This is a genomic window from Nocardioides sp. ChNu-153, assembly GCF_030466625.1.
Taxonomy (GTDB): Bacteria; Actinomycetota; Actinomycetes; order Propionibacteriales; family Nocardioidaceae; genus Nocardioides.
Window position 1 is genome coordinate 440,009 of the sequence record NZ_JADEVT010000002.1, and the last position, 25,335, is coordinate 465,343.

Genomic DNA, 25,335 nt, shown 5'->3' on the forward strand with positions numbered 1-25,335 from the left:
CTAGCACCCCTCGAAACCACGCCTGGACACGCCGGTGGTGGGGGTCGTCCGGTGGTTGAGATGGCCGCCCCGGCGGCCCTCGAAACCACGTCCGGGGCGCGCCGGTGGCCCCGCGGGTACGGCGGGGGTCTGGTGGCCGCGCTTCCCGGTGGTTGAGGTGGGTGCGCTAGCACCCCTCGAAACCACGCCTGGACACGCCGGTGGTGGGGGTCGTCCGGTGGTTGGGGTGGCCGCCCGGGCGGCCCTCGAAACCACCTCAGGGCGCGCCGGTGGCCCCGCCACGTGGTGCCGGGGTGGCGGGGTCGGCTCTGCGCGGGTAGCTAGCTCAGCGGTGTGGTGCCGGTCGAGTCGACGGCGTACCTCAGGCCGTGAGGGCTGGTCCAGAGGTAGGTGCCGAGCGGGTCGCGGTGGTAGTGCCATCGTCGGTCGGGCGGATGCTCGGCGAGCGGGTCGATGCCGGGTGGGCCGTCGCTCGGTGGGCTGGCCCCGGTGGGTGACGGGTGGGTCTTGACGCGGTGGTGGCCCCGGCAGAGCGGGGTGAGGTTGGCGGTCGAGGTCTGGCCGGCACCAGGTGCTGCTTCCCAGCGGTAGGGCTCGGTGTGGTCGAGGTCGAGCCCGCGTGCCGGTCGTCCGCAGTAGGGGAAGGCGCAGGTGGCCCGGTCGAGCCGGACCCGTTCGGCGATCCGGTCGGGGATCTCGTAGGCATCCACCGCGACGTGCTCCGCCAGGTCGATGACGGGCTTCACGGTGATCGTCGTGTTCGGGGACTGGCACCAGTCGCGGACCTGGTCGGCCGTGACGAGGCTGCGGGTGTTCTCCTCGCGGGCGAGGTCGATGCCCGTGGTGCCGGTGGCCGGGTCGATGCCGGGGCCGTCACCGGGTCGGTGTGAGGCGATGGCGGCGTCGGAGAAGTGGACGTAGAGCACGACCTGCCGTGCCGGCGTCCGTGTCGTGTGGGCCGCCGTGCTGTCGGTGCCGTAGAGGTCGAGGGTGGTCTGGCGGCGGGCGAGCTCGCCGAGGGCCATGGAGCGGCGGACGTCGAGGTCGGCGTCGCAGCCGGCGGCGGCGAGGTCGGCGGCGACCCGCTGCACCGCGTTCTGCAGGTCGAGCGCGTCGGCGGAGTCGAGCGTCCCGTGCACCGCCACGACACCGGTCCAGGGCGACGCGGCGTCGACGGGAGTGGTCTCGACCGTGAAGTAACGGCCGGCGTCCGCATCCGCTCGGTCGAGCTCGGCGTTCTCAGGGTCGAACCGCACCACCGCTTCGGCGACGAGGCGCTCGACGGTCGGCATGGTGGCACGGTGGGCGACCGGTGCGAGGTTGCGGTCGACGAAGTCCGCGGCCTCGGCGGTGAGGGTGCGGGTCAGGGCGGCGATCTTCCTCGCGCGCCACACCGGCAGGGACCGTCGCTGTGTCGAGGGGTCGGCGCCGGCCAACACTCGTGCGTAGAGGCGGGGGAGGCGGTGGCGCAGCTCGATGGCGTCACCGACCAGGGGCCGGCCGGAGGTGACGGATCGGCCGAGAGCGCCGGAGATCTCGTAGAGGCAGAACTCAGACACGAGGGGTGCGCCGGGTCCGCCGAGCTCGAGGAACCGGTCGCCACCGGGTACCGAGGTGGGGTCTTCCGACCAGAGCCCGAGCGGGCCGATGGGGTCGCCCACGGTGCCGTCGGTGTGGGCGTCGGCCCAATCGGCGACCGCTACGAACGCCGCTACCTCGGCCGCCTGCTGGGTCGCTGCAGCGGCTCGGGCGGTCGCGAGCAGCGCTGTCGTGTCGATGGCCGGAGGGGCCTCGACGACTGCGGTGCTCGGGTGGTTCATACGGACAACGCTAGGGGTGGGCACCGACATTCTTCGCTCCAGGAACGGGGCCTGGGGAAGAAAGATCTGGAAGATTCTGAGGCGCCCGGATCGGGGCCGCCCGGGACCACGATCGTGGTTTCGAGGGCCGCTAGCGCGGCCACCTCAACCACCGGAGCGGCGGGCGGCCAGCTCAACCACCGGAGGGGTCCGCTCGCGCGGCCACCTCAACCACCGGAGGGGTCCGCTGGCGCGGCCACCTCAACCACCGGAGCGGCGGGCGGCCAGCTCAACCACCAGAGGGGTCCGCTGGCGCGGCCACCTCAACCACCGGAGGGGGCCGCTGGCGCGGCCACCTCGACCACCGGAGCGGCGCGCGGCCACCGCGACCACCCCCGGCCGGTCGCGGCGCGACCTACAACCCCAGGTCGGCGATGCGCAGGCGGCGAACGGCGAGGTCGGGGCCGGTGACCTCGACGCCGTCGACCTCGTCGCGGCCGAGCAGGAGGAGCGCCAGCTCGGACGGGCGTCCGGTGACGACGGCGGGGCCCTCGCCGCGCCGTACGGTCGCGCGTCGCCCCGACCGGGCGTCGACCGCGACGACCGGGGCGCCGACCTTGCGGGTGGTGACCATGGCGATGGGCCGCAGCATCCGCCAGAGCTCGTCCTCGGCGGCGTCGCCGAGGTCGCGGGGCGTCCAGCCGGGCTGGGCGCGGCGCAGGTCCTCGTGGTGCACGAACAGCTCGACGGTGTTGGCGAGGCGGTCCAGCGGGGGCACGGCGGCCCAGCTCAGCACCGGGCGGCGCAGCTGGTCGGCGAGCAGGGGCAGGTCGGCGCGCGCCCACCGCCGCTCGGCCCGCCGGGCCAGGCCCGACAGCGGCGGGACGAACCCCGCGGCCTGCGCCAGCGGGCTCCGCTCGCGCATCAGCAGGTGCACGACGAGGTCCTTCACCGTCCAGTCGCCGCACAACGTGGGGGCGTCCGCCCCGAGCGTGGGGGCGAGGTCGGCGATCGCGGCGCGCTCCGCGCGGGCCAGGGTGCGGGCCGGGGAGGGGGACGTCGTGGGCACGGTCCGACCCTACGCGGCGCGGCCAGCCGCTCCGGGCGCTACGACCGGCCCGGGAGCGCCGACGGGAAGGCCTCGGCGTACGAGCGCAGCGTGCCCCACGGCGTCGTCACGCCCTCGGCGGCGAGCATCGCCCGCACGACGGCCCGCGTGACGCAGCCGGCGGCCGCCTCGAGGAGGGCGTGGAACTGCAACGGGTACGTCGCGGGGTCGGGCCCCGCAGCCCCGGGCGGGGCGGTCGACAGCGCGAACAGGGTGTCGCCGTCGAACATCGAGTGCACGGGCAGCACCGCCCTCGCCAGGCCGTCGTGGGCCACGCCCGCCACCTTCGCGGCCGCCGCCTTGGTGAGCGGCAGGTCCGTCGCCACGACGCCGATCGTCGTCGCCAGCGGGGCGGGCCGGTCGCCCTCGAGCGCGGCGGCGAGGTCGTGCGCCGCGGCCAGCTCGGCGGCGTCCGGTCGCACCAGCCCGCCCGGGGCGTGGGGGACGAGGTCCTCGGGCAGGCAGTGCGGCGCGCCGTACAGCTCGCCCGTGGCGGGGTCGACGCACGAGCCGACCGCGTTAACCGCGACGAGCGCGCCCACGCGCGCACCTCCGGGCAGCACCAGCGACGCGCTCCCGATCCCGCCGCGCAGACCACCGGCCCGCGCGCCCGTGCCCGCCCCGACGGACCCCAGCACGTCGTCGGGCCCGGACGTGGCGACGGCGTCGTGCGCGGCGGCCCCGAGCGCGGCGTCGGGGTGGTTGCGGAACACCCCGCCCCGCCCCAGGTCGAACAGGATCGCCGCCGGCACGATCGGCACGACGTCACCGGGCCCGGTGCCCATCGGGAACCCCACGCCGGTGTCCAGCAACCGCCCCACGACCCCGTCGACCGCGGCCAGGCCCAGCGCCGAGCCACCACCGAGCACGATGGCGTGCACGCGCTCCACGAGGTTGCGCGGGTCCAGCAGGTCGGTCTCCCGGGTCCCCGGCCCGCCGCCGCGCACGTCGACGCCCGCGACCGCCCCGTGGGCGGGCGGGAGCACCACGGTGGTGCCGGTCAGCCACCCCGGGTCGGTGCGCTGCGCGTGACCCACCCGGATGCCCGGCACGTCGAGGATCGTGTTCGTCGGACCCGGCACGGGCGCGGCGGGCCGGTCGGGCCGGTCGGGCCGGTCGGGGCGGGGGGCGGCCACGGCTCAGATCCGGTCGAGCGCCGCGACGAGCGGGTCGAGGCCGAGCGAGCCGAGGTCGAGCGCCGCGCGGTGGAACGCCTTGAGGTCGAACGCGTCGCCGTGGCGGCGCCGCGCCGCGGCCCGCGCCTCGAGCCAGGTGCGCTCGCCGAGCTTGTACGCCGGCGCCTGCCCCGGCCAGCCGAGGTAGCGGTCCACCTCGAAGCGCAGCGTCGCGTCGTCGTCGCGCGAGTGCTGGCGCATGAACGCGTAGCCGAGCTCCGGCGTCCACCGCTCGCCGGGGTGGAACCCGAAGGGGTTGTCGGCGGGCACCTCGAGCTCGAGGTGCATGCCGATGTCCACGACCACGCGGGCGGCGCGGAAGCCCTGGCCGTCGAGCATGCCGAGGCGGTCGGCCGGGTCCTCGAGGTAGCCCAGCTCGTCCATCAGCCGCTCGGCGTACAGCGCCCAGCCCTCGCCGTGGCCCGGCACCCAGCACATCGTGCGCTGCCAGCGGTTGAGCAGCTCGGCCCGGTACGCCGTCTGCCCGACCTGCAGGTGGTGGCCGGGCACGCCCTCGTGGAACACGGTCGTGGTCTCGCGCCACGGGTGGAACGTGTCGATGCCCTCGGGCACCGACCACCACATGCGGCCAGGGCGGCTGAAGTCCTCGCTCGGACCCGAGTAGTAGATGCCGCCGTCGTTGGTGGGGGCGAGGCAGCACTCGATGCGTCGCACCGGCTCGGGGATGTCGAAGTGCACGTCGGCGAGCTCGGCGACGGCGCGGTCGGCGAGCTGCTGCATCCACGCGCGGAACTCCTCGCGGCCCTCGATCCGGCGCGCGGGGTCGGCGTCGAGGTGGGCGACGGCCACGTCGATCGCGTCGGGCCCGGTCGCCTGCGGGGTGATGCGGGCGGCGGTCGCGCGCATGTCGTCCTCGATGCGGGCCAGCTCCGCCCAGCCCCAGGCGTAGGTCTCCTCGAGGTCGACCGTGGAGCCGAGGTGCATCCGCGACGCCAGCGCGTAGTGCTCGCGGCCGACCGCCTCGGTGCGGCGCCCGCGCGGCTCCATCTCGTCGGACAGGAACAGGCCGAGGTCGGCCATCGCCCGCGTGGCCGCGACGGCGCTGCGCTCGAGACCGCCGGCCATCGCGCCCGGCACCGTGCCGTCGGCCACGCCGCGCGCCACGAGGTCGACGAAGACGCTGCCCGAGCCGGTCTGGCCGGTCCAGCGCTCCAGCTGGGTGGCCACCGCGGCGTACTGCCGCGCAGCGCTCACCCGCCCCCGGGCGGCTTCCTCGGCGAGAGTCACGCGCAGGCCCGCCAGGGCGCCGGGCACGGCGGCCAGCCGGGAGCCGATCGCCTCCCAGTCCTCGGCCGTCGCCGTCGGCATCAGGTCGAACGCGCCGCGCAGCTCGTGGATCGGGGAGGTGATGACGTTGATCTCGCTGCGGGCGTAGCCCGCCTCGTCGTACTCGATCGCCAGCCGCGTGCGCTCGAGGAACGCCTCCCGCGCGACCGCCTCGCGCTCGTCGACCGGCTCGGCCGCGACGACGTCCCGCACGGCGGCCCGCGCGAGCTCGAGGCGCGCGTCGTACCCCTCGGGGGAGTAGTCGGTCAGCTCGTGGTCGTGGCCCGCCACGCCCATCTCCGTGGCCGCCACGGGATCGAGAGCCGCGTGCTCCGCGACGTAGGTGGTGGTGCGCTCGTCGACCGTTCTGCTCATGGCGCCCCACCCTAGGTGCAGGGCGCCGACTACGATCCGTCCTCATGGGCAGGGGTTCCTCGGGTGACGACCCGGCCGACGACACGCCGGGTGCGGCACCGGCCGGGCGGACGCCTCCCCGGCTGAGCGGCCACCGCCACCTGCCGGGCCACGTGCGGCGCCAGGAGGTGCCGCCGGTGCCGACCCCGCGGGGCGCCCGTGGGCCCTCCCGCGACGAGGTGGAGGCGGCGGCCCGGGAGCAGCGCCGTCGGCGCCGCCGCTGGTGGGGCGCCGGCGCCGGCCTCGCCGTGGTGGCCGCGACCGTCGTCGGCTTCACCCTCAGCGAGGGTCCGATCTCCCGCAGCCTGCCGTGGAGCGACCCCCAGGACGCGAACCCGTTCGCCGACCGCGGCCTCTACACCTGGCCCGACGCACAGGCCGCGGTGGCCGCCGACACGGTCGAGGCCCAGGGCCGCGCCGACGATGCCGCCACGCTGCGGCGTCTCGCCGACGTGCCGACGGCCATCTGGCTGACCCCCGAGGCCCACGGGCGCGGCGAGGTCGGCGACCACGTGCGCCGGATCGTCGCCGACGCCGCGGACGCCGACGAGGTCGCCGTCTTCGTCGTGTACGGCGTAACCGACCGCGACTGCACCGGCCAGCTCTCCGCGGGCGGGCTGCCGCCGGAGGAGTACGCGGCCTGGGTCGGGGAGATCGCCTCCGCCCTCGGCACCGGCGACGGCGCCGCCGCCGCCGTGCTCGAGCCCGACGGGCTCGCCGCGACCTTCGAGTGCGGCAACACCGACCAGCGGGTCGAGCTGCTCGCCGGCGCGCTGGGCAGCCTCGTGGACGCGGGGGTCCCGACGTACGTCGACGCCGGCCACTCCGACTGGCGCCCCGTCGACGAGATGGCCGACCTGCTGCGCCGGGTCGGCGTCGAGAAGGCGCGGGGCTTCGCCACCAACGTGGCGGGCTACCAGGCCGACGCCGACGAGACGCCGTACGCCGAGGCGTTGAGCTCCCGGCTCGGCGGCGCGCACTACGTCACGGACTCCGGGCGCAACGGCGCCCCGTCGACCTCGGAGTGGTGCAACCCCGACGCGCGGCTCCTGGGCGACGAGCCCGCCGCGGTCGACGACGGCTCGGCCCGGGACGCCCACCTGTGGGTCAAGCCGCCGGGGGAGAGCGACGGCACCTGCAACGGTGGGCCCGACGCAGGAGTGTTCTGGGTCGAGCGGGCGCTCTCGATGGCCGCCGCGAGCGGGTGGTGACGGACGCCACGGTCACGGTCCGGCGGGCCCGCCGGACCGGGTGATTTGCGGGGATCTTGCCCCCGGCTTTCGCCCGTACGGCGCGTCCTGGCCGCGGGACGTTGCTAGCCTGAGCCGGTGGAACAGCGCGCATCGCGACGGGTCGCCGTCATCGTCGAGGACGACCCGGACGTCGGCGACCTCCTCGACCTCGTCCTGACGCAGAGCGGGTACGTGACGCACGTCACCCGCAACGGCGTCGACGGCCTGGCGGCGGTCCGGGAGCACGACCCCGTGCTGACGACCCTCGACGTCTCGATGCCCGGCATGGACGGCTTCGCCGTGGCCCGCCGCATCCGCGAGTTCAGCTCCACCTACCTCATCATGATCACTGCGCTCAGCGACGAGATCGACGTCGTGATGGGCCTCGAGGCCGGCGCCGACGACTACCTGGTGAAGCCGTTCCGCCCCCGCGAGCTCCGCGCCCGCGCCGAGTCGATGCTGCGGCGCCCGCGCGCCCGCAACGAGGGCACGGACGAGGAGGACGGGCACGGCCTCGCCGAGCCGGCCGCCGTGCCTGCCGCGACCGAGCCCGAGCGCGAGCCCACCGGCTGGGCGGTCGACATCCGTCGCGAGTTCAGCCAGGGCAACCGCGCCACCATCGGCCCGGCCCCGACGACCCCGGCCACCCCGGCCCCTCGGCACGCCGCGCCGCAGCCGGAGCAGCCCGCGCCCGCCCAGCCCGTGCCCGCCCAGCCGGCGGTGCCGCAGACCGCGGCGCACTCGACGTACGACCAGGTCGCGCACGACCAGGGGCTGCAGCAGCAGGCGCCGTACCAGCAGCCCGCCCACCAGCACCAGCCGGCGCAGCCGGTCTACCAGCAGCCGGTGCAGCCCGCCCACGAGCAGCCCGTCCAGCAGCCGGCTCAGCAGCCCGTCTACGCCCCGCCGGTGCAGCAGGCCGTCCCGCAGCCGGTCGCGACCCAGCCCGTCGCGTCGTACGCGGCCGACCCGCTCCCGGCCTCGGGCCTGACCCCCGCCTCGTCGATGGCGGCGGACAACGACCAGCAGGTCGTGGGGGGCGACGGGTGGGTGCGGCACAACGGCCTGTCCCTCAACCCGACCTCGCGCGCGGTGCTCGTCGAGGGTCGCGGCGTCGACGTGACGAAGGTCGAGTTCGACCTCCTGGCCTCGCTGATGTCCACGGGCCGGCGGGTGCGCTCGAAGGCCGACCTGGTGCTGACGATGCGCGGCCAGGACTACGTGACGGCGTACTTCGTCAACGAGGCCGACAAGCGCACCGTCGAGGCCCACATCGAGGACCTGCGGCGCAAGCTCGGCGACGACGGCGCCGTCCCCCGGTGGATCGAGCCCGTCCGCGGCGTCGGCTACCGCATGGCGCCCGGCACCTGACGACGCGTGCCCACGAGCACGAGAGGCCCCCCGGCATCGCCGGGGGGCCTCCGTCGTCTCGCGGCGTCGTCTCGCAGCGTCGTCTCGCAGCGTCGTCTCCCGGCCGCGGCCGGGGTCGGGCGCTCAGTTGGCGTTGACGGGGATCTCCTGGGCCTGGGTCTCCTCGTCGGAGGCGAAGATCGCGATGGGCACGACCTGCGTGATGGTCTCCTGCACGTAGCGGTTCGAGCCCGCGCTGGTCTCGATGTTGACCGTCGCGGAGAACGTGAGCTCCACGCCGATGGTGGCCAGGTCGGTGGCCACGATCTCCTGGTTGCGCAGCTCGAACGCGCCCTTCGGCGAGGTGACGAGCATCCCGTAGTCGCCGTACGTCACCGGCTCGGGGTCGAGCGTGACGGTCTGCGCCTGCGCGTCGAGGGTGTACGGCGTCTCGGCCGCGCCGCCGTCGGAGCGCTTCGTCGTGGACGTCACCTGCATGCGGCCCAGCCACACCTTGCGCTTGGTCTCGTACGGGTCGCGCAGGTCGCGGGCGAGGTCGTAGGCCTGGAACGTGAAGGAGAAGAACTTCGAGCCGCGCGGGTACCACTCGTTCGTCCGTGGCGTCGACTTCGTCGGGTAGAGCGTGTACACGAAGTCGAGGTTGTCGCCGACCGTGATGTGCGACTGGAACGTGCCGTCCCGGGTGAACTGCGAGTCGTAGAACTCGCCGGTCGCGGCGCTCGTGGCCGTCGCGGTGGGCTGCGCCTCGTCGTCGCTGCCGGTCAGGTCCTCGACGAGGGAGCAGGAGGACAGCAGCAGGCTGAGGAGCAGGCCGCCGAGCGCGAGGGGCAGGGCGCGGCGGGTACGGCGGGCACGGGAGGCGGGCATGGTCTCTTCCGGTCGGCGGGTGGGGCGGGTCGGGCGGGCGGTGCGCGCAGCGCTCACGCCTTGTAGCCCTTGTAGCGGCGCAGCAGCTTGGTCGACATCCAGCCGGTCTGCAGGATCGTGATGATGCCGAGGATGGGCCAGCCGAACGACAGCACGTCGGACTTGGCGTCGATCGGCAGCTGCAGCCAGATGGCCGCCATGACGGCGACGATGACGGCCAGCACCGCGAGGGGGGCCAGGTAGGCCTGGCCCGAGCCGCGCTCGGCCTTGGCCTGAGCGGCCCAGTTGTCGGTCTGCGCGCGAGAGGCGAACTTGGTCCAGGCGCGCAGGAAGTGCCCGATCCGGATCCACATGTAGACCTCGGCGGGCGCCAGCAGCAATGCGAACAGGTAGTCCCGGCGGTTCGCGTAGTACATCGAGCGGGCCACGCGGAAGTTGAGCAGGATGGCGGCCATCGGCGGGATGACCCACCAGGGGGAGAAGACGAACGCGTCGATCGACAGCGAGCCCAGGAGCAGCAGCAGGAAGAGCAGCCGGGTCGTGATGTTGATGACCATCGAGATGTGCTCGAACCACCGCAGCCGCAGGTTCGGGTGCAGGGGCTGCCCCGGGGTGTCGCCGCGCTGGCCGGGCCACATCAGGTCGATGGCGCCGAAGTTCCACTTCACCTGCTGCGCGTCGAGCGAGCGCAGCGTGGTCATGCCGCCCACGTGGGCGCGGGCGGCGGCCGAGATCTTCGTGAGGTAGCCGGCGCTCTTGATCTGCAGCGAGAGCAGCGAGTCCTCCACCTCGGAGTCGTTGACCCACGGCGTGCGCTGGTGGCTGTCCTCGAGCACCTCGCGCAGGGCGTGGGTGGAGAAGATGGAGAACTGGCCGCCCAGCACCGCCATGTTGCGCCCGCGCAGGAGGTTCTGCATGTTGAAGGCGGCGAACTGGGCACGCTGGCCGGCGATGAGGAACTTCGACATCAGGCCGTCGAGCGCCGAGTCGTCGATGCTGTAGATGGCCGAGATGCCGCCGATGCGGTCGTCGCTCGCAATCTCGTTGACCAGCTCCTCGACCGCGTCGGGCTCCGGGGTGGTGTCGCCGTCGACGCCAAGGAGGTAGTCGTAGCCCTCGACGAGCGAGTAGCCGTAGTTGAGCGCGCCGACCTTCTTGTCCGGGTTCTTGCCGATGTCGTGGACGAAGATCTCGGTCATCTGCTCGCCGTTGCGCGTCTGGCGCACGTGCTCGCCGGCGTAGTAGCCCGCCACCTCGACGGTGTCGTCGGTGGTGTTGTTGACGATGACGTGGATGACGTCCGGCAGGCGGGTCTGGGCCAGCAACGCGTCGAGCACGCCGCCGATCGTCTCGCCCTCGTTGTAGGCCGGGATGACCGCGCCGATGGTGGGGCGGTAGGTGGGCAGCTCCTCGACGCCGTGCAGGAACTCGTCGGCGTACGCCGCCATGCCGGGGTCCGGCACGCGCACGTACTGGTTCTGCGAGGTGTCGCCGCGCGCGGAGGGGCGTCCGGAGAGCTCGGGGCCGGGGAGGGTCACGCCCGTATCCTGCCGCCCCCTGCTCGGGTCCGTCCCGGTGAGCGCCGAACTTCTGCTCAGTTTTCCGTCAAACGGACCGGTGCGGCCCGTGGGACCCGTCAGCGCGGCAGGGCGGAGGAGCGCCAGGCGCCCGCGCCGGCCGCCGGCGTGGACCGGAGCAGGCGGCGCGGGGCCGACCACTCCGGCGTACGACGGGGGGCCGGCGCCGGCGCGCCCCCCAGCGAGGAGAGCACCGCGACGATCGCGGCGACCTCCTCGGGGGTGGCGTCGGGGTTGACGACCCGCAGCAGCGGCGCGCTCACAGCGGGATGTTCCCGTGCTTCTTGGGCGGCAGCGTCTCGCGCTTGGTGCGCAGCAGGCGCAGGGCCCTGACGATCTCGCCGCGGGTCTCGTGGGGGCTGATGACGGCGTCGACGTACCCGCGCTCGGCCGCGACGTACGGGTTCGCGAGGTGCTTGTCGTACTCGTCGACGAGCTCGGCGCGGGTGGCGTCGGCGGTGCCGGCCTCCGTGGCCTCGGCGATCTCCTTGCGGTACAGGATGTTGACCGCGCCCTGGGCGCCCATGACGGCGATCTGGGCGGTCGGCCACGCCAGGTTGATGTCGGCGCCGAGGTGCTTGGAGCCCATGACGTCGTAGGCGCCGCCGTACGCCTTGCGGGTGATGATCGTGACCAGCGGCACCGTGGCCTCGGCGTAGGCGTAGATGAGCTTCGCGCCGCGGCGGATGATGCCGTTGTACTCCTGGTCGGTGCCGGGCAGGAAGCCGGGCACGTCCACGAACGTCAGCACGGGGATGTTGAAGGCGTCGCAGGTGCGCACGAAGCGCGCGGCCTTCTCGGAGGCGTCGATGTCGAGCGTGCCGGCGAACTGCATCGGCTGGTTGGCGACGACGCCGACGCTGCGGCCCTCGACGCGGGCGTAGCCGACGACCAGGTTCGGCGCGAAGAGCGGCTGGACCTCGAGGAACTCCTGGTCGTCCACCACCGCCTCGACGACCTCGCGGATGTCGTAGGGCTGGTTCGGGCTGTCCGGGATGATGGCGTCGAGCGAGCGGTCGAGGTCGGTGACCTCGAGGTCGGCGACGTCGTCGAAGACCGGCGGCTCGTCCAGGTTGTTCTGCGGCAGGTAGGACAGCAGCGTCTTGACGAACTCGAGCGCGTCCTCCTCGTCGGCCCCCATGTAGTGGGCGTTGCCCGACCGCGTGTTGTGGGTGCGCGCGCCGCCCAGCTCCTCGATCGTCACGTCCTCGCCGGTCACCGTCTTGATGACGTCGGGGCCGGTGATGAACATGGCGGAGGTCTGGTCGACCATCACGGTGAAGTCGGTGACGGCGGGGGAGTAGACGTGGCCGCCGGCGCAGTTGCCCATGATGAGGCTGATCTGCGGGATGACGCCCGAGGCGTGCACGTTGCGGCGGAAGATCTCGCCGTACAGGCCCAGGGAGACCACGCCCTCCTGGATGCGGGCGCCGGCGCCCTCGTTGATGCCGATGATGGGGCAGCCGGTCTTCATCGCCAGGTCCATGACCTTGGTGATCTTCTCGCCGTACACCTCGCCGAGCGAGCCGCCGAAGACCGTGAAGTCCTGCGAGAAGACGCAGACCTGGCGACCGTCGATCGTGCCGTAGCCGGTCACGACGCCGTCGCCGTAGGGCCGCCGCTTCTCGAGGCCGAAGGCGACCGAGCGGTGGCGGGCCAGCTCGTCGAGCTCGACGAAGCTGCCCTCGTCGAAGAGCTGCTCGATGCGCTCGCGGGCCGTCTGGCGGCCGCGGGCGTGCTGCTTCTCGACCGCCTTGGCCGAGCCGGCGTGCACGGCCTCGTCGAGCCGGCGCTCGAGGTCGGCCAGCTTGCCGGCGGTCGTCGTCACGTCGATCTCGTCGGGCACGTCCGTGCCCTCGCCCACCTGTGCGCTCATGGGCGGCAATGTAGCGTCCCGCGCCGACGCCGGACGCAGGGGTCTTGCGTACCGGACAACGGGTACCCCGTCCCATCCCGTGATCCGGGACACCGGCCGCGCCTCAGGCGTAGAGCCAGCGCGCCGCCCGCTCGCGCAGCGCGCGGTAGCGCGGCGACGCCCCCGCCCGCAGGTGCTCGACCGGCACCTGCGGGTCCACGTCGGTCACCGCCTCCGTCAGGTACGGCGTGCCCCGCCGCCGTGCGACCGGCCGGGTCAGCGCCCGGCGCCACGCCGGGGGGCCGACACGAGCGGGCCAGGGCGCGGGGGCGCGGCCGCGCCCGAGCGCGACGAGCTCCCGGGCGATCGTCGTCGCGCCGTCGGGGGTCTCGAGGCCCGCGCACACCGCGGTGAGCTCCCGCCGTACCGCGGGGTCGAGGAGCCGGTCGAGGGCACCGGTGAGGTCGGACTCGTCCGTGCTCGCCAGCGCCGCGCCCCGCGCGACGACCCCGCGGGTGCGGGCCACCTGGTCGTCGGTCTCGTGGGCGGTGCTCGGCACCAGCAGCGTGGGCAGGCCGACGGCGAGGTGCTCGTGCACGGCGTTGTAGCCGGCGGCGCCGACCGCGGCGTCGAAGGCCGCGAGGTAGCGCGCCAGGGGGTAGGTGTCGCGCAGCGCCACGACGTCGCCGTCCTGGGTGCCGGAGCCGCCGGACCCGCCGGCGCCGCTGCGGGCGATCGCCTGCCGCGTGAGCGCCACCTGCCACTGCGGCGCCGCCGTGCGCAGGTGCTCGCGCACCCGGCGCACCAGCTCGCCGACGTCGGCGTAGGCCCCCGAGCCCGGGGCGAGCAGCAGCGCCGGGCGGTCCGGGTCGAGCCCGAGCGCGGCGCGCGCCGCGGCCCGCCCCAGGGCCGGCACGTGCGTGGTCAGCGACACGGGCGCGGTGCGCAGCGCGCCGGTGTCGCCGGCGGTGGGTCCGGTGTCGGCCGCGGCGCCGAGGTCGCCGGGCTCGACGACGAGGTCGAACGCGTCGGCGCGCGCCAGCCACGGCGCGCCGACGCCCTGGCGCCACATGCCGCGGCGCACCCAGACGAAGGCGGTGCCGGGCAGGCGGCGCCGGGCGGCGAGCAGACCCGCGTACGGCACCACGCCGTCGAACGCGACGACGCGGGCCCCCGTCTCGGCCGCGAGCGCGACCAGGCGGTCGGCGAAGTAGGGGTCCCAGGCGGTGCGCCAGGCGACCTTGGCCGCGCCCGCGCCCTGCCACGGGCTGGTGCGGCTGGGGCAGTGCTCGACCCGCACGTGCTCGGCCCCGGGCAGGCGCCCGTCGGCCACGGCGCGCGCGACCGTCGGCAGGGCACCCGACAGGGACAGCAGGGTCACGTCGAGCGCGTCCGCGCCCGCCAGCGCGACCGACAGCTGCCGGGTGAGGTGCCCCATGCCCACCCCGTTGCTGGTCGCCAGCACGACGGGGACGCGGGACGGATCGGGGGCGACGGGCACGGGTCGCGAGTCTAGGCGGGCAGGCAGACGGGCGGGCGGCTCCGGGTGGCTAGGGTCGCGCCCGTGACCGCCGACCCCGCCCCGCTGCGCCCGCCGCTCCGCACCGACGAGCTCGCCGCCCTGCCGGGCTGGGCGGTCGAGGTCGTGGCCGCCTCGGCGTCGACCAACGCCGACCTGGCCGCCCGGGCCCGGACGGGCGCACCGGCCCGCACCGTCCTCGCCGCCGAGCACCAGACCGCGGGCCGCGGCCGGGTCGACCGCGTGTTCGTCACCCCCGACCGGGCGGCCCTCACCTTCTCGGTGCTCCTGCGTCCGGGCGCGCCGGCCGCCGCCTGGCCGTGGCTGCCGCTCCTGGCGGGCACCGCCGTACGACGGGGGGTCGCCCGCCGCCACCCGGGTCTCCGGGTCGGGCTGAAGTGGCCCAACGACGTGCTCGTCGCCGCCGACGGCCCGCCCACGGGCAAGGTCTGCGGGATCCTCGCCGAGCGGGTGGAGAGCGCCGACGGTCCGGCCGCCGTGCTGGGCATCGGTCTGAACGTCTCCACGACGCGGGCCGAGCTGCCGGTGCCGACGGCGGAGTCGCTGGCCACCGCGGGCGTGCCCGCCGCCGAGCTCGACCGCACGGCCCTGCTCGTCGCGGTGCTCGCCGAGCTCGACCGCGGCCTGGAGCGCTGGGAGGCCGGCGACCTGACCGGTCTGAGGGCCGACTACACCTCGGTCTGCGACACCGTCGGGCGCGCAGTGCGCGTCGAGCTGCCGCAGGACCGGGTGCTGCACGGAACCGCGGTCGAGGTCGACGCCGGCGGCGGCCTGGTGGTCGAGGGGCCGGACGGCCGCACCGTCGTGGGGGCGGGCGACGTCGTGCACGTCCGACGCGCGGACGCCTGAGGTCGCTCCGGCGGAGGTGACACAATCGCGGCCGTGTCCTTCCCGCAGCGGCTCCTCAACCCCGGCGAGCACGTCGTCGTGAGCACCCGCACGCACGTGAAGGAGATCTTCGGCGCGCTGCTGGTGCTCGTCGTGGTGGGCGCGGCGGCCGTGGCCCTCGTGGTGGTGCTCCCCGCGAGCACGGCGGGCGACGTGGGGCGGATCGCCACCGGGGTGGCGGCCCTCGTCGTGCTCTTCTGGTTCGTGCTCCGCCCCGTGGTGCGGTGGCTGACCACGACGTACACGTTCACCAACCGCCGCTTCATCGCCCGCTCCGGCTTCGTCGCGCAGGAGGGACGCACCATCCCGCTCAACCGCATCAGCGGCGTCGACCTCGAGGTCGGGGTCGTCGACCGCCTCCTCGGCTGCGGCACGCTCGTGGTCTCCGACGCCAGCGAGCAGGGCCGCGTCGAGCTGCGCGACATCCCGCGCGTCGAGCAGGTCCAGCTGCTCGTGTCCGAGGAGCTCCACCGACTCTCCGGGGCCCGCGGTGACGACGGCACCTGACCCGCAGCCCGACCCGACCGGCGGCGAGGGCGGGCGCCCCACCCGCACCGACCTCGAGCGCGCCATCCTCGGGGAGGTCCCGGTCTTCACGGCGCAGGACCTGGACGAGGCGGGCATCCCGGTCGCCGACGTGCGCCGCCTGTGGCGGGCCCTCGGCCTGCCGCTCAACGAGGCCGACGTCACGTTCACCGGATCCGACACCACGGCGCTCGCCGCCCTCGTGGAGACCGTCGAGCGGGGCGGGCTCGACATGGACACGGCGGTGAACCTGACCCGGGCCGTGGGCCAGACGATGGCGCGGCTGGCCGACTGGGAGATCTCGGCGCTCATCCCCGTCATCGACGAGCGCGAGTCGGGCCCCGGCGCCACGGGCAGCCGCATCGGCGCGGCCGTGCGCCTGGTCGAGGACTTCCGCGACGTGTTCGAGCAGCTGACGCTCAACGCGTGGCGGCGCCACCTCGCCGCGGCGGTGAGCCGGGTCGAGGGCCTCGACGAGCTCGACGAGGAGACCGACACCGCCCACACCACCGTCGGGTTCGCCGACCTGGTGAGCTTCACCGCGCTGTCGAACCAGCTCGAGGAGTCGCGGATCGGCGACCTCGTCGAGGTCTTCGAGTCCCGCTGCCACGACGTGATCCAGGCCCATCAGGGCCGGCTCATCAAGTCGCTCGGTGACTCGGTCCTCTTCGTCAACGACGACCCCGTCCGCGCGCTCGAGATCGCCGAGGGCATCATCACCGTCATCGGCCGCGACGCCCGGATGCCCGACGTGCGCGTGGGCATGGCGACCGGGCACGTCGTCACCCGCCTCGGCGACGTCTTCGGCCCTCCCGTGAACCTCGCCTCGCGGCTGACCAACATCGCCCGGCGCAACCGCATGATCATCGACCACGAGACCGCGCGGCTCCTGCCCCGCAGCGACTTCGAGACCCGCCTGCTGCCCGCCCGTCCCGTCCGCGGGTTCGGCCTGCTGGAGCCGGTGACGGTCCGCCGTACCTGACCCCGGTCGCGGGGCCGCCCGGGCCGGCTCGACCGTCGGTGGGGCAAGGCAAAATTTCACCGGTTCGCCCGCGCGGGCCCCCCCGGCTTCCTACGGTGTGGCACGTGTTCCAGGTGCAATGCGTGCGACTCGACCCGGCGACCCGCCGTGCCTGGGCCGACGACCGCGAGATCGTGCTCTCCCGCAAGGAGTTCGACCTCCTGCACGCCCTCATCTCCCGTGCCGGGGAGGTCGTGAGCCGTGAGGAGCTCATGCGCACGGTGTGGAACACGACGTTCTGGACCTCGTCCAAGACCATCGACGTCCACCTCGGCTGGCTGCGGCGCAAGATCGGGGACGACACCCGCGCCCCGCACCTCATCACCACCATCCGCGGCAAGGGCCTGCGCTTCGAGGTCGAGCCGCCGGTGCGGGCCTCCCGCCCCGCCTGACCCGCCGACCCGACCGGCCCGCCCGACCCGCCCCGCCGGCGACCGGTGAGCCGTGTTGGGCGGGCTCCCGCCGGTGTGGCAGCGTAGGGCGGGCGCGTCCCGCCCCGGGGCGTGGTGACGAGGAGAGGTGGAACCCGATGCGCACAGCCGTCGTGGTGCTCAACTACGGCGATCCCGACGACACCCTCGAGTGCGTCGCGAGCCTGGAGCGTTCGGAGGATCTCGACTTCGACCTCTACGTCGTGGACAACGGTCCCGACGACGCGAAGCACGCCGCGCTGCGCGACGCCATCGGTGAGCGCGGCACGGTGCTGGCGACGGGGGAGAACCTCGGCTACGCCGGCGGCAACAACGTCGGGGTGCGCAAGGCGCTGGAGACGGACGCGCAGTACGTCTGGATCCTCAACCCCGACACCCGCGTCGGGCCGCGCACGCTCGGCACCCTCATCGAGCACCTGCAGGCCTACCCGGACTGCGGCGTCGTCGGCTCCCGCATCCTGTACGGCGGCAAGGAGCCGCGCATCTGGTTCGACGGGGCGACCATCGACCGCACCACGGGCGCGACGTCGCACGTGAACAACGGCAAGGCCCCGGCCGCCGTCGGCGGACGCAAGGTCGTCGACGTCGACTACGTGACCGGCGCGGCCCCGCTGATCCGCCGCGCGACGCTCGATCACGTCGGCCTCATGCCGGAGCACTACTTCCTCTACTTCGAGGAGACCGACTGGTGCGTGCGCCTGCAGGACGCGGGCTGGCGCACGATGGTCAACCGCACGGCGTCGATGGTGCACCTCAAGCGCTCCAGCGGCTCGCTGCCGCAGCCGTACTACATCTACTACATGACGCGGAACCGCTACGGCTTCGCGCGCGACGCCCTCGGCATCGACCCCGACGCGTCGGTGGCCCACCTGCAGGAGACCTTCCTGAAGGCGTGGCGCAAGAAGGTCGAGGACGGCGCCCCGGCGTGGCTGGAGCGCTTCGACGAGCTCGTGACGATGGCGGTCGAGGACGCCCGCGCCGGACGCTTCGGCCGCAACGACCTCGTGACGCACTTCCCGCGCGCGGAGGAGTCGCTTGCCGGGCGCTGACGACGTGGCCGTCGACGGGCCGGTGCACGCCGCCGCGGTGCGCGAGCGCGCCGCCGCGGTGGCCGAGCTCCTCGTGGTCCGCGCGCCGGACACCGCCCTGGTGCTGGCCCTGCCCCCCGCCGGTGGTCCTCCCGCCGCGGGGGAGCGTCGTACGACGGAGCTCGCCGCCGCCCTGCGCGACGCGCTGCCGGGGGTCGAGGTGGCCGGGAGCACTGGGAGCACCGGGCCCACCGCAGTCCGCCGGCACGACGCCGTCGTCGTCGACGCGGTCGGGGCCGGGGACGCGGCCCGCGGGCTGGTCGCGCTCCTGGCGCGGCTGCGGTCCGAGGCGCTCGCGCCGGACGGTACCCTCGTGCTCTGCGTCTCCGCGGCCACCGGTCCCGGGGTGCGGGCCGGGCTGCTGCGGCGCACGGCGACGTACACCGAGACGTCCGTGGTCGACGACCACGGTGCACGGAGCTGCACGTCCCCCCAGGTGGGGCGTGTGCTGGAACGAAGCGGGCTCGTGCGGGTGGACGAGCGGCGGGTCCACCGACCCGACCGCGCGCCGGCCCTGTCCGCGACCGACGAGGAGAGGATCCGAGGCGAGATGCCTGAGCTGTCCGACGACGAGACGACCGGGGAGTCGGTGACGTCCGCGGCACCCGCGCAGACGTCGGGACCCCGCGACGAGACCGAGTGGCAGCAGCTGTTCGACTCCCGCGAGCTGCTGCGCAGCCGGGTCGACCAGCTCGAGCGCGAGGTCTCCACCCTGCGCGAGCTGCTCGCCGCCGAGCGGGCGCACTTCGGGTCCGAGCTGCGCCTGGGCGCCTCCGAGGTGGCCGACATGCGCGCCGAGATCGAGCGCACGCACGAGAGCCGCGTCGCGATCCAGAAGCAGCTCGACAAGTGGCAGCGCGAGTACGAGCGCCTCGTCAGCGTCGACGGCAAGCCGCTGGCGGCGAAGGTCGCCTACCGGCGCGCCCGCCGGCGGGCCGCCGAGGTCGTGCGCTCCGACCCGCGGCTGGAGCGCGCTGCCCGTCGCGTGCTCGACCGCGTGCGGTCCCGCTGATGTCGCTGGAGCGGCGCGCGGCGTACGACGCGCTCTGCGCGGGCGAGTACGCCCGGGGTGAGGGCACGTCGTTCGCGTTCTGCGTCTACACCGACGACCTCGACGAGGGCCGCGGCGACATCTACGTCGCCGCCGGGATGGCGCTCGAGCTCGCCCGCCTCGGCCACGGCGTGCGCCTCGTGCCGCGCTGGGCGTGGGCGGAGATCGACGACGTGGACGTCGTCGTCGCGATGCTCCCCGACCTCGACCCCTCGCTGCTGCGACCGGGCGTGCGCAAGGTCGCCTGGGTGCGCAACGAGGTCGAGCGCTGGTGCCGCATGGGCTCGCTCAGCGGCTACCACCAGGTCTTCGCCTCCTCCGCGCTCGCCGTGGCGCGCCTGCAGCGCGAGACCGACCGGGTGTGGCCCGAGCCGCTGCCCATCGCGGCCGACGACGAGCTGTTCGTGCTGCCCCCCGCGGGCGTGCGCAGCACCACCGCGGTCACGACCGCCAACTACTGGGGCTCCCTGCGCGACGTGCACAAGGTGCTCGTGCGGCTGCCCGTCGACGCCGACGTCGTCATGTACGGCGCGGCCCGCAACGCCCCGCCGAAGCTGCGGCGCTGGCACCGCGGTGCGCGCTCCTACTTCGACCTGCCCGAGGTCTACGGCCAGAGCTCGTTCGTCATCGACGACGTCAACCGCTCCAACGTCGGCTTCGGCGCGCTCAACAGCCGGCTCTACGAGAGCGCGGCGTGCGGCGCCCTGCCGCTGCTGAACACGCGCCTCGGTCTGGCCGACCAGGGCTTCGGCCACCTCCCGACGTACCGGGACGCGGGGGAGCTCTCGCGGATCCTGCGGCGCCTGCGCGAGGACCCGGCCGAGACCGCCCGCCTCGCCGACCTGACGCGCGCCACGGTGCTCGAGCGCCACACGTGGAAGGTGCGGGCCGGCGAGTTCCTCACGGCGCTCGCCGCGGGGGAGGAGCACGACGCCCCGCCGGCGCCGCGCCCGGTGCACTACTTCCCGGACTACTGGACGAACCCCTACCAGCCGATGCTGTTCTCGGCGCTGCCGTCGGTCGGCTCCTACGCGGTGCCCGTGCCGGACGCGACCGAGCACCTGCGCACGCGGGCGCAGGCGCCGGGCCACCCCGGGGTGCTGAACATCCAGTGGCCCGACCCGATCCTGCAGCCCAGCCGCGGCCCGTTCTCGGCGCGCCTCGCGCTGGACGAGTTCGCCGCCGCCCTCGCCGCGTTCAAGCAGCGCGGCGGGCACCTGGTGTGGACGGTGCACAACGTGCTGCCGCACGAGGCGAAGTTCCAGTGGGCGGAGGTCGAGCTCGGCCAGCTCCTGGCCGACGAGGCGGACGTCGTCCACCTGCTGTCGGCGGAGACCATCGAGCAGGCGGCGCCGTACTACCGGATCGACCCGGCCAAGGCCGTCGTCATCGAGCACTCCAGCTACGACGGGCGCTACCCGACGTGGATCTCGCGGGAGGGGGCGCGCGAGCGTCTCGGCCTCGAGCCCCACGAGAAGGCCATCATCGCCCTCGGCGGCGTGCGCCCCTACAAGGGCCTCGACAAGCTGGTGGCGGTGTTCGACGAGCTGCACCGCGACGACCCGTCGCTGCGCCTGCTCATCGCGGGGCGTCCCGGCAAGCTGGCCCGTTCGGCGAAGTTCGAGTCGGACTGCCTGGCGGACCCGCGAATCATCGCGTTCTTCGACTTCGTGCCGGACGACCAGCTGCAGGTGTGGATGAAGGCGGCGGACCTCGCGGTCCTCAACTACCGCAACATCCTCAACTCGGGCTCGTTCCTGCTCTCGCAGACCTTCGGCCTGCCCGTCGTGGCGCCGCGGGCCGGGGCGCTGCGGGCGTTCGACGACCAGCCGCAGGTGCGCCTGTTCGACACGGGCGACGACGCGGGTCTGCGCCGTGCCATCGCGGTGGCGCTGGACGAGCTCGTCGTGGACCCCGAGGGCGCTGCCCGGGCCCGTACGGCGGCGCACGCGCTCGCCGCGGAGCGCTCGCCGCAGCGGATGGCCCGGGAGTTCGCCGACGTCGTCGCCGGCCTCGATGGCTGAGCGCGCCCCCCGGCTGGCCGTCGTCGGCGGCGGCCAGCTCGCCCGCATGATGGCCGAGCCGGCCGCGACCCTCGGCGTGCCGCTGCGCCTCCTCGCCGAGCGGCCGGACGTCTCGGCCGCGCAGGTCGTGCCCGACCACCTGGTCGGCGACCACCGCGACCTGGCGGACCTCGAGGCCGTGACGGCCGGCTGCGTCGCGGTCACGTTCGACCACGAGCACGTCCCGACCGAGCACCTGCGGGCCCTCGAGGCCGCCGGGGTCGCGGTGCGTCCCGGACCCGACGCGCTCGTCCACGCCCAGGACAAGGCGGTCATGCGCCGCCGGCTCGCCGAGCTCGGCGTGCCCTGCCCCCGCAACGCGGTGGTCGCCACCCCGGCCGACGTGGAGGCGTTCGGGTTCCCGTGCGTCCTCAAGACGACGCGGGGCGGCTACGACGGCAAGGGCGTCTGGGTGGTGCGCGCCCCGGCGGACGCCGACCCGGCCTTCGCCGCAGCCGCCGCCGGCGGCGTCGAGGTGCTGGCCGAGGAGCTCGTCGACTTCGCCCGGGAGCTGTCGGCCATCGTGGCCCGCTCGCCCAGCGGGCAGGCCGCGGCGTACCCCGTCGTGGAGACGGTGCAGCGCGACGGCATCTGCCACGAGGTGACGGCCCCCGCGCCGGACCTGCCGGAGCACCGCGCGACGCAGGCGCAGGAGATCGCGCTGCGCGTCGCCGGCGAGCTCGGCGTCGTCGGCATCCTGGCGGTCGAGCTGTTCGAGACGGCCGACGGCCGCCTGCTCGTCAACGAGCTGGCGATGCGCCCCCACAACACGGGCCACTGGACGCAGGACGGGGCGGTGACCTCGCAGTTCGAGAACCACCTGCGGGCCGTGCTCGACCTGCCGCTCGGCTCGCCGGCGCCCCGCGCCCGCTGGTCGGTGATGGTCAACGTGCTGGGCTCGGCGAGCGAGACGGGGCGGCTGTACGACGGCTACCCCCACGCGATGGCGCGCGACCCGCACCTGCGGGTGCACCTCTACGGCAAGGACCTGCGCCCGGGGCGCAAGGTCGGCCACGTCAACACGTACGGCGACGACCTCGAGGACTGCCGGGAGCGGGCCCGCCACGCGGCGGCCTGGTTCGCGGGCGACCTCGGCGACGAGAGCGAGTGAGATGAGCGCGACCACCCCTGTGACGACCACCCCGGCGGGCCCCGCCCGCGTCGGCATCGTCATGGGCTCGGACTCGGACTGGCCCGTGATGGAGGCGGCCGCGACCGCGCTGGCGGAGTTCGACGTCGCCTTCGAGGCCGACGTCGTCTCGGCGCACCGGATGCCCGACGAGATGCTGGCCTACGGCCGTGACGCCGCCGACCGCGGCCTGTCGGTCCTGGTCGCCGGCGCCGGGGGAGCGGCCCACCTGCCCGGGATGCTCGCCGCGGTGACCCCGCTGCCCGTCATCGGCGTGCCCGTGCCGCTGCGCCACCTCGACGGGATGGACTCGCTGCTCTCCATCGTGCAGATGCCCGCCGGCGTGCCGGTGGCCACCGTGTCGATCGGCAACGCCCGCAACGCGGGCCTGCTGGCCGTGCGGATCCTGGCGGCGACCGACCCGGCCCTGCGCGAGCGCATGGTGCGCTTCCAGGAGTCGCTGCGCGACGCGGCCCACGCGAAGGGCGAGGTCGTGCGCACCGCCGTGGCGGGGCGCACCCGCGCCGGCTTCTAGCGGCTCACGCGCCGCGGCGGCGCCACTCGATCGCGGGGCACGTGTCCATGACGGCCGCCAGGCCGGCGGCGCGGGCCCGCTCGAAGGCCGCCTCGTCGACGACGCCGAGCTGCAGCCACACGGCCTTCGCGCCCACGGCGATCGCCTCGTCCACGACCCCGCCGGCCGCTTCGGAGCGGCGGAAAACGTCGACGACGTCGATCGGGAACGGCACGTCGGCGAGCGAGGCGTAGCCCTGCTCGCCGTGCACGACGGGCGCGGCCGGGTGCACGGGCACGATCCGCTTGCCGCGCTGCTGCAGCAGCTCCGCGATGCGGTACGCCGTGCGGCTCGGGTCGTCGGAGAGCCCGACGACGGCCCAGGTCTCGAGCTCGTCGAGCATGAGGGAGACCGCTGCGGGGTCCTGCCAGTCGGCGCCCACGCCGCTCACCGCTCGCCGAAGACGTCGGGCACGCGGGAGGCCGGGGCCGAGAAGTCGGGGTCGCGCTTCTCGAGGAAGGCGGCGACGCCCTCCTTGCCGTCGGCCTGCGACGCGTAGAACATCGCGAGCGAGTCCGCGCGGTGGGCGTCGAGCGGGTGGGGGGCGCCCACGTTGCGGTAGACGAGCTGCCGGGCCAGGGCGACGGCGTACGGCGAGCGGTTGCGCGTGAAGCGCCGCGCCAGCTCCTGCGCCGCGGGCAGCAGGTCCTCGGGCTCGTGCACGGAGCGGACGAGGCCGCCCTCGAGCAGCTCGTCGGGGCCGAGGATGTCGGCGGAGTAGATCCACTCGAGCGCCCGGGAGATGCCCACGAGGCGGGGCAGGAACCACGACGAGCAGGCCTCGGGCACGATGCCGATCTTGCCGAAGACGAAGCCGACGCGCGCCCTGGTCGACACGAGCCGCACGTCCATGGGCAGCGTCATGGTGGCCCCGATGCCGACCGCCGCGCCGTTGATGGCGCCGATGACGGGCTTGGTGCAGTCGTAGATCGCCAGGGTGACCCGGCCGCCGGTGTCCCGCACGCCCGCCTGGATCTCGGGGGCGTCGAGGCGGTCGCGCATGTCCTCGGGGGTGGGGCTCAGGCTCTCGTCGAGACCGAAGACGTTGCCCTCGCGGGTGAGGTCCATGCCGGCGCAGAACGCCCGCCCGGCCCCGGTCACGACGACCGCGGCGACCTCGTCGTGGTCGTTGACGCGGCGGAACGCCTCCTCGAGCTCCTCGGCCATCGTGACGGTGAACGAGTTGAGCGCGTCGGGGCGGTCCAGCGTCAGGGTGAGGACGCCGTCCTCGACCTGCCAGTCGAGGGTGGAGTACGAGGGGACCGAGGTCGTCATGGGCGGAGTCCGTTCTGGGTGCAGATGTCGTCGGTGATCTGGTCGGGTTCGTCGGAGGCGATGGCGGCGAACAGCAGGTCGGCGCGCTCGGTGTCCCACGACTCGGCGGAGCTGCTCGTCAGGGGCACCGTGCAGTTGTCGGCGCCGCCGCCGATGGCCCGCAGGGCGAGGGCCATGCGGCCGGCCTCGACGACGTTGGTCTGCTCGTCGACGGCGACGAACGAGGTCGCGGCGACGTTGAGCGCGACGTACCGCCAGGGGAGCACCACGTTCCACGGCGAGGCCGCCTTCGAGCCGACGGCGGCGACGACCTCGCGCTGGTTCTGCACGCGGTCGAGGTCGGAGGCGGTGAAGGGGCACTCGGGCGGGCCGTTCTTGGAGCAGCGCGACCGGGAGTAGCCGAGCGCGGTCACCCCGTCGACCTCCTGGCAGCCGGCCTCGAGGTCGATGTGGGCGGCGTCGTCCTTGATCGGGTCGTCCGGGCAGACCTCTATGCCGCCCACCGCGTCCACGACGCCGGCGACGCCCCCCATGCCGATCTCGGCGTAGTGGTCGATGCGGACGCCGGTGTTGCGCTCGACGGTCTCGACCAGCAGCCGGGCGCCGTCGTCGCCCCCGCCACCGCGGGAGTAGACCGCGTTGATCTTCGAGGTGCTGCCGTCGGGCAGCTCGACGTTGCTGTCGCGCGGGAAGGACACGACGACCGGCGAGCCGCTGCCGGTGTGCAGCAGCATGATCGTGTCGGTGCGGTCGCCCTCGTTGCTGCCCGTGCCGAGGCGGCGCCGCTCCTCGTCGCTGAGGCCGGCGCGGGAGTCGCTGCCGACGACGAGGTACGTCGTGCCCGGCTGGTCGCCGGGACGCTCGCCGCTCGGCATCGCGTCGACGCGGCCGACCTGGGTCCAGGCCCAGATGGGCGTCGCGACGAGGAAGACCAGCCACAGCGCGAGGAGCGCCAGCAGCACGCGACCGACGCGCGGGCGCCGACGACGGGTGCGCGCCGGGGCCTGCGGGGCCGGGCCCGGCGGGGGGCCGGGGGGATGGCGGTCCGCGGGGCCCCGCGGGGGC

At 74.6% G+C, this 25,335-nt stretch carries 23 protein-coding genes; 11 read left to right on the forward strand and 12 right to left on the reverse strand.

Annotated features, from left to right (window positions below; all coding sequences use genetic code 11):
• Positions 1-320: 320 nt before the first annotated feature.
• The 4 genes from INN71_RS05940 to INN71_RS05955 form a co-directional block, all read right to left on the reverse strand.
• A complete protein-coding gene (locus INN71_RS05940; RefSeq protein WP_301799838.1) occupies positions 321-1,820 on the reverse strand; it encodes an HNH endonuclease signature motif containing protein in 1,500 nt (499 codons plus the stop codon).
• 394 nt (positions 1,821-2,214) lie between these two features.
• Positions 2,215-2,868: a TIGR03085 family metal-binding protein gene (locus INN71_RS05945; protein WP_301799839.1), complete on the reverse strand. Its 654-nt coding sequence runs from the start codon at positions 2,866-2,868 to the stop codon at positions 2,215-2,217.
• 38 nt (positions 2,869-2,906) lie between these two features.
• Positions 2,907-4,043, reverse strand: coding sequence for a P1 family peptidase (locus tag INN71_RS05950; protein ID WP_301799840.1), 1,137 nt, complete (start codon positions 4,041-4,043; stop codon positions 2,907-2,909).
• Between the two features lie 3 nt (positions 4,044-4,046).
• Positions 4,047-5,744, reverse strand: a complete 1,698-nt coding sequence (locus INN71_RS05955; protein WP_301799842.1) for a DUF885 domain-containing protein — start codon at positions 5,742-5,744, stop codon at positions 4,047-4,049.
• Between the two features lie 44 nt (positions 5,745-5,788).
• Between INN71_RS05955 and INN71_RS05960 the strand changes: the two genes are divergently transcribed.
• Both INN71_RS05960 and INN71_RS05965 read left to right on the forward strand, forming a co-directional pair.
• Entirely contained in the window at positions 5,789-6,994 is a 1,206-nt protein-coding gene (locus INN71_RS05960; protein ID WP_301799843.1) for a glycoside hydrolase family 6 protein, read from the forward strand.
• 117 nt (positions 6,995-7,111) lie between these two features.
• A complete protein-coding gene (locus INN71_RS05965) occupies positions 7,112-8,386 on the forward strand; it encodes a response regulator (RefSeq protein WP_301799844.1) in 1,275 nt (424 codons plus the stop codon).
• 123 nt (positions 8,387-8,509) lie between these two features.
• Here INN71_RS05965 and INN71_RS05970 read toward each other — a convergent pair whose 3' ends face one another.
• From INN71_RS05970 to INN71_RS05990, 5 genes are all read right to left on the reverse strand, one after another.
• Positions 8,510-9,253 (reverse strand): hypothetical protein, encoded by a 744-nt coding sequence (locus INN71_RS05970; protein ID WP_277499964.1) that lies wholly within the window; start codon positions 9,251-9,253, stop codon positions 8,510-8,512.
• Positions 9,254-9,306: 53 nt separating this feature from the next.
• The gene (locus INN71_RS05975; protein WP_277499965.1) at positions 9,307-10,791 is read right to left on the reverse strand and encodes a glycosyltransferase; all 1,485 of its coding nucleotides are present in this window, start codon (positions 10,789-10,791) and stop codon (positions 9,307-9,309) included.
• A 98-nt stretch (positions 10,792-10,889) separates the two neighbouring features.
• Complete coding sequence (locus INN71_RS05980; RefSeq protein ID WP_277499966.1) at positions 10,890-11,093, reverse strand: acyl-CoA carboxylase subunit epsilon; 204 nt, start codon at positions 11,091-11,093, stop codon at positions 10,890-10,892.
• The gene (locus INN71_RS05985; RefSeq protein WP_277499968.1) at positions 11,090-12,706 is read right to left on the reverse strand and encodes an acyl-CoA carboxylase subunit beta; all 1,617 of its coding nucleotides are present in this window, start codon (positions 12,704-12,706) and stop codon (positions 11,090-11,092) included. Before INN71_RS05985 ends, INN71_RS05980 begins: the two co-directional genes overlap by 4 nt.
• Positions 12,707-12,809: 103 nt before the next feature.
• On the reverse strand, positions 12,810-14,186 hold the full coding sequence (locus INN71_RS05990) for a hypothetical protein (RefSeq protein WP_301799846.1): 1,377 nt from the start codon (positions 14,184-14,186) through the stop codon (positions 12,810-12,812).
• A 63-nt stretch (positions 14,187-14,249) separates the two neighbouring features.
• On the opposite strand from INN71_RS05990, the gene INN71_RS05995 reads away from it, so the two are divergent.
• The 9 genes from INN71_RS05995 to purE all read left to right on the forward strand — a co-directional run bounded on the left by INN71_RS05995 (position 14,250) and on the right by purE (position 22,956).
• Entirely contained in the window at positions 14,250-15,074 is an 825-nt protein-coding gene (locus INN71_RS05995; protein ID WP_277501531.1) for a biotin--[acetyl-CoA-carboxylase] ligase, read from the forward strand.
• Between the two features lie 33 nt (positions 15,075-15,107).
• Positions 15,108-15,620: a PH domain-containing protein gene (locus INN71_RS06000; RefSeq protein WP_277501532.1), complete on the forward strand. Its 513-nt coding sequence runs from the start codon at positions 15,108-15,110 to the stop codon at positions 15,618-15,620.
• Positions 15,604-16,620: an adenylate/guanylate cyclase domain-containing protein gene (locus INN71_RS06005; protein ID WP_277501533.1), complete on the forward strand. Its 1,017-nt coding sequence runs from the start codon at positions 15,604-15,606 to the stop codon at positions 16,618-16,620. Before INN71_RS06000 ends, INN71_RS06005 begins: the two co-directional genes overlap by 17 nt.
• A gap of 104 nt (positions 16,621-16,724) precedes the next feature.
• Positions 16,725-17,051 (forward strand): winged helix-turn-helix domain-containing protein, encoded by a 327-nt coding sequence (locus tag INN71_RS06010; protein ID WP_277501535.1) that lies wholly within the window; start codon positions 16,725-16,727, stop codon positions 17,049-17,051.
• A 137-nt stretch (positions 17,052-17,188) separates the two neighbouring features.
• Positions 17,189-18,139: a glycosyltransferase family 2 protein gene (locus INN71_RS06015; RefSeq protein WP_277501536.1), complete on the forward strand. Its 951-nt coding sequence runs from the start codon at positions 17,189-17,191 to the stop codon at positions 18,137-18,139.
• On the forward strand, positions 18,126-19,190 hold the full coding sequence (locus INN71_RS06020; protein ID WP_277501537.1) for a hypothetical protein: 1,065 nt from the start codon (positions 18,126-18,128) through the stop codon (positions 19,188-19,190). The genes INN71_RS06015 and INN71_RS06020 overlap by 14 nt, the downstream gene beginning before the upstream one ends.
• The gene (locus INN71_RS06025) at positions 19,190-21,253 is read left to right on the forward strand and encodes a glycosyltransferase (protein WP_277501538.1); all 2,064 of its coding nucleotides are present in this window, start codon (positions 19,190-19,192) and stop codon (positions 21,251-21,253) included. Before INN71_RS06020 ends, INN71_RS06025 begins: the two co-directional genes overlap by 1 nt.
• Entirely contained in the window at positions 21,246-22,403 is a 1,158-nt protein-coding gene (locus INN71_RS06030) for a 5-(carboxyamino)imidazole ribonucleotide synthase (RefSeq protein WP_277501539.1), read from the forward strand. Before INN71_RS06025 ends, INN71_RS06030 begins: the two co-directional genes overlap by 8 nt.
• A gap of 1 nt (position 22,404) precedes the next feature.
• Entirely contained in the window at positions 22,405-22,956 is a 552-nt protein-coding gene (purE, locus tag INN71_RS06035; RefSeq protein WP_277501540.1) for a 5-(carboxyamino)imidazole ribonucleotide mutase, read from the forward strand.
• Between the two features lie 4 nt (positions 22,957-22,960).
• On the opposite strand, the gene INN71_RS06040 is transcribed toward purE, so the two are convergent.
• The 3 genes from INN71_RS06040 to INN71_RS06050 form a co-directional block, all read right to left on the reverse strand.
• Positions 22,961-23,377 carry a CoA-binding protein gene (locus INN71_RS06040; protein WP_277501541.1) on the reverse strand — a complete coding sequence of 139 codons (417 nt, stop codon included), beginning with the start codon at positions 23,375-23,377 and terminating at the stop codon, positions 22,961-22,963.
• A 5-nt stretch (positions 23,378-23,382) separates the two neighbouring features.
• Positions 23,383-24,270, reverse strand: coding sequence for a crotonase/enoyl-CoA hydratase family protein (locus tag INN71_RS06045; RefSeq protein WP_277501542.1), 888 nt, complete (start codon positions 24,268-24,270; stop codon positions 23,383-23,385).
• A partial coding sequence (locus INN71_RS06050; RefSeq protein WP_301799849.1) for an LCP family protein occupies positions 24,267-25,335 on the reverse strand: 1,069 nt, incomplete at its 5' end. The genes INN71_RS06050 and INN71_RS06045, both read right to left, overlap by 4 nt.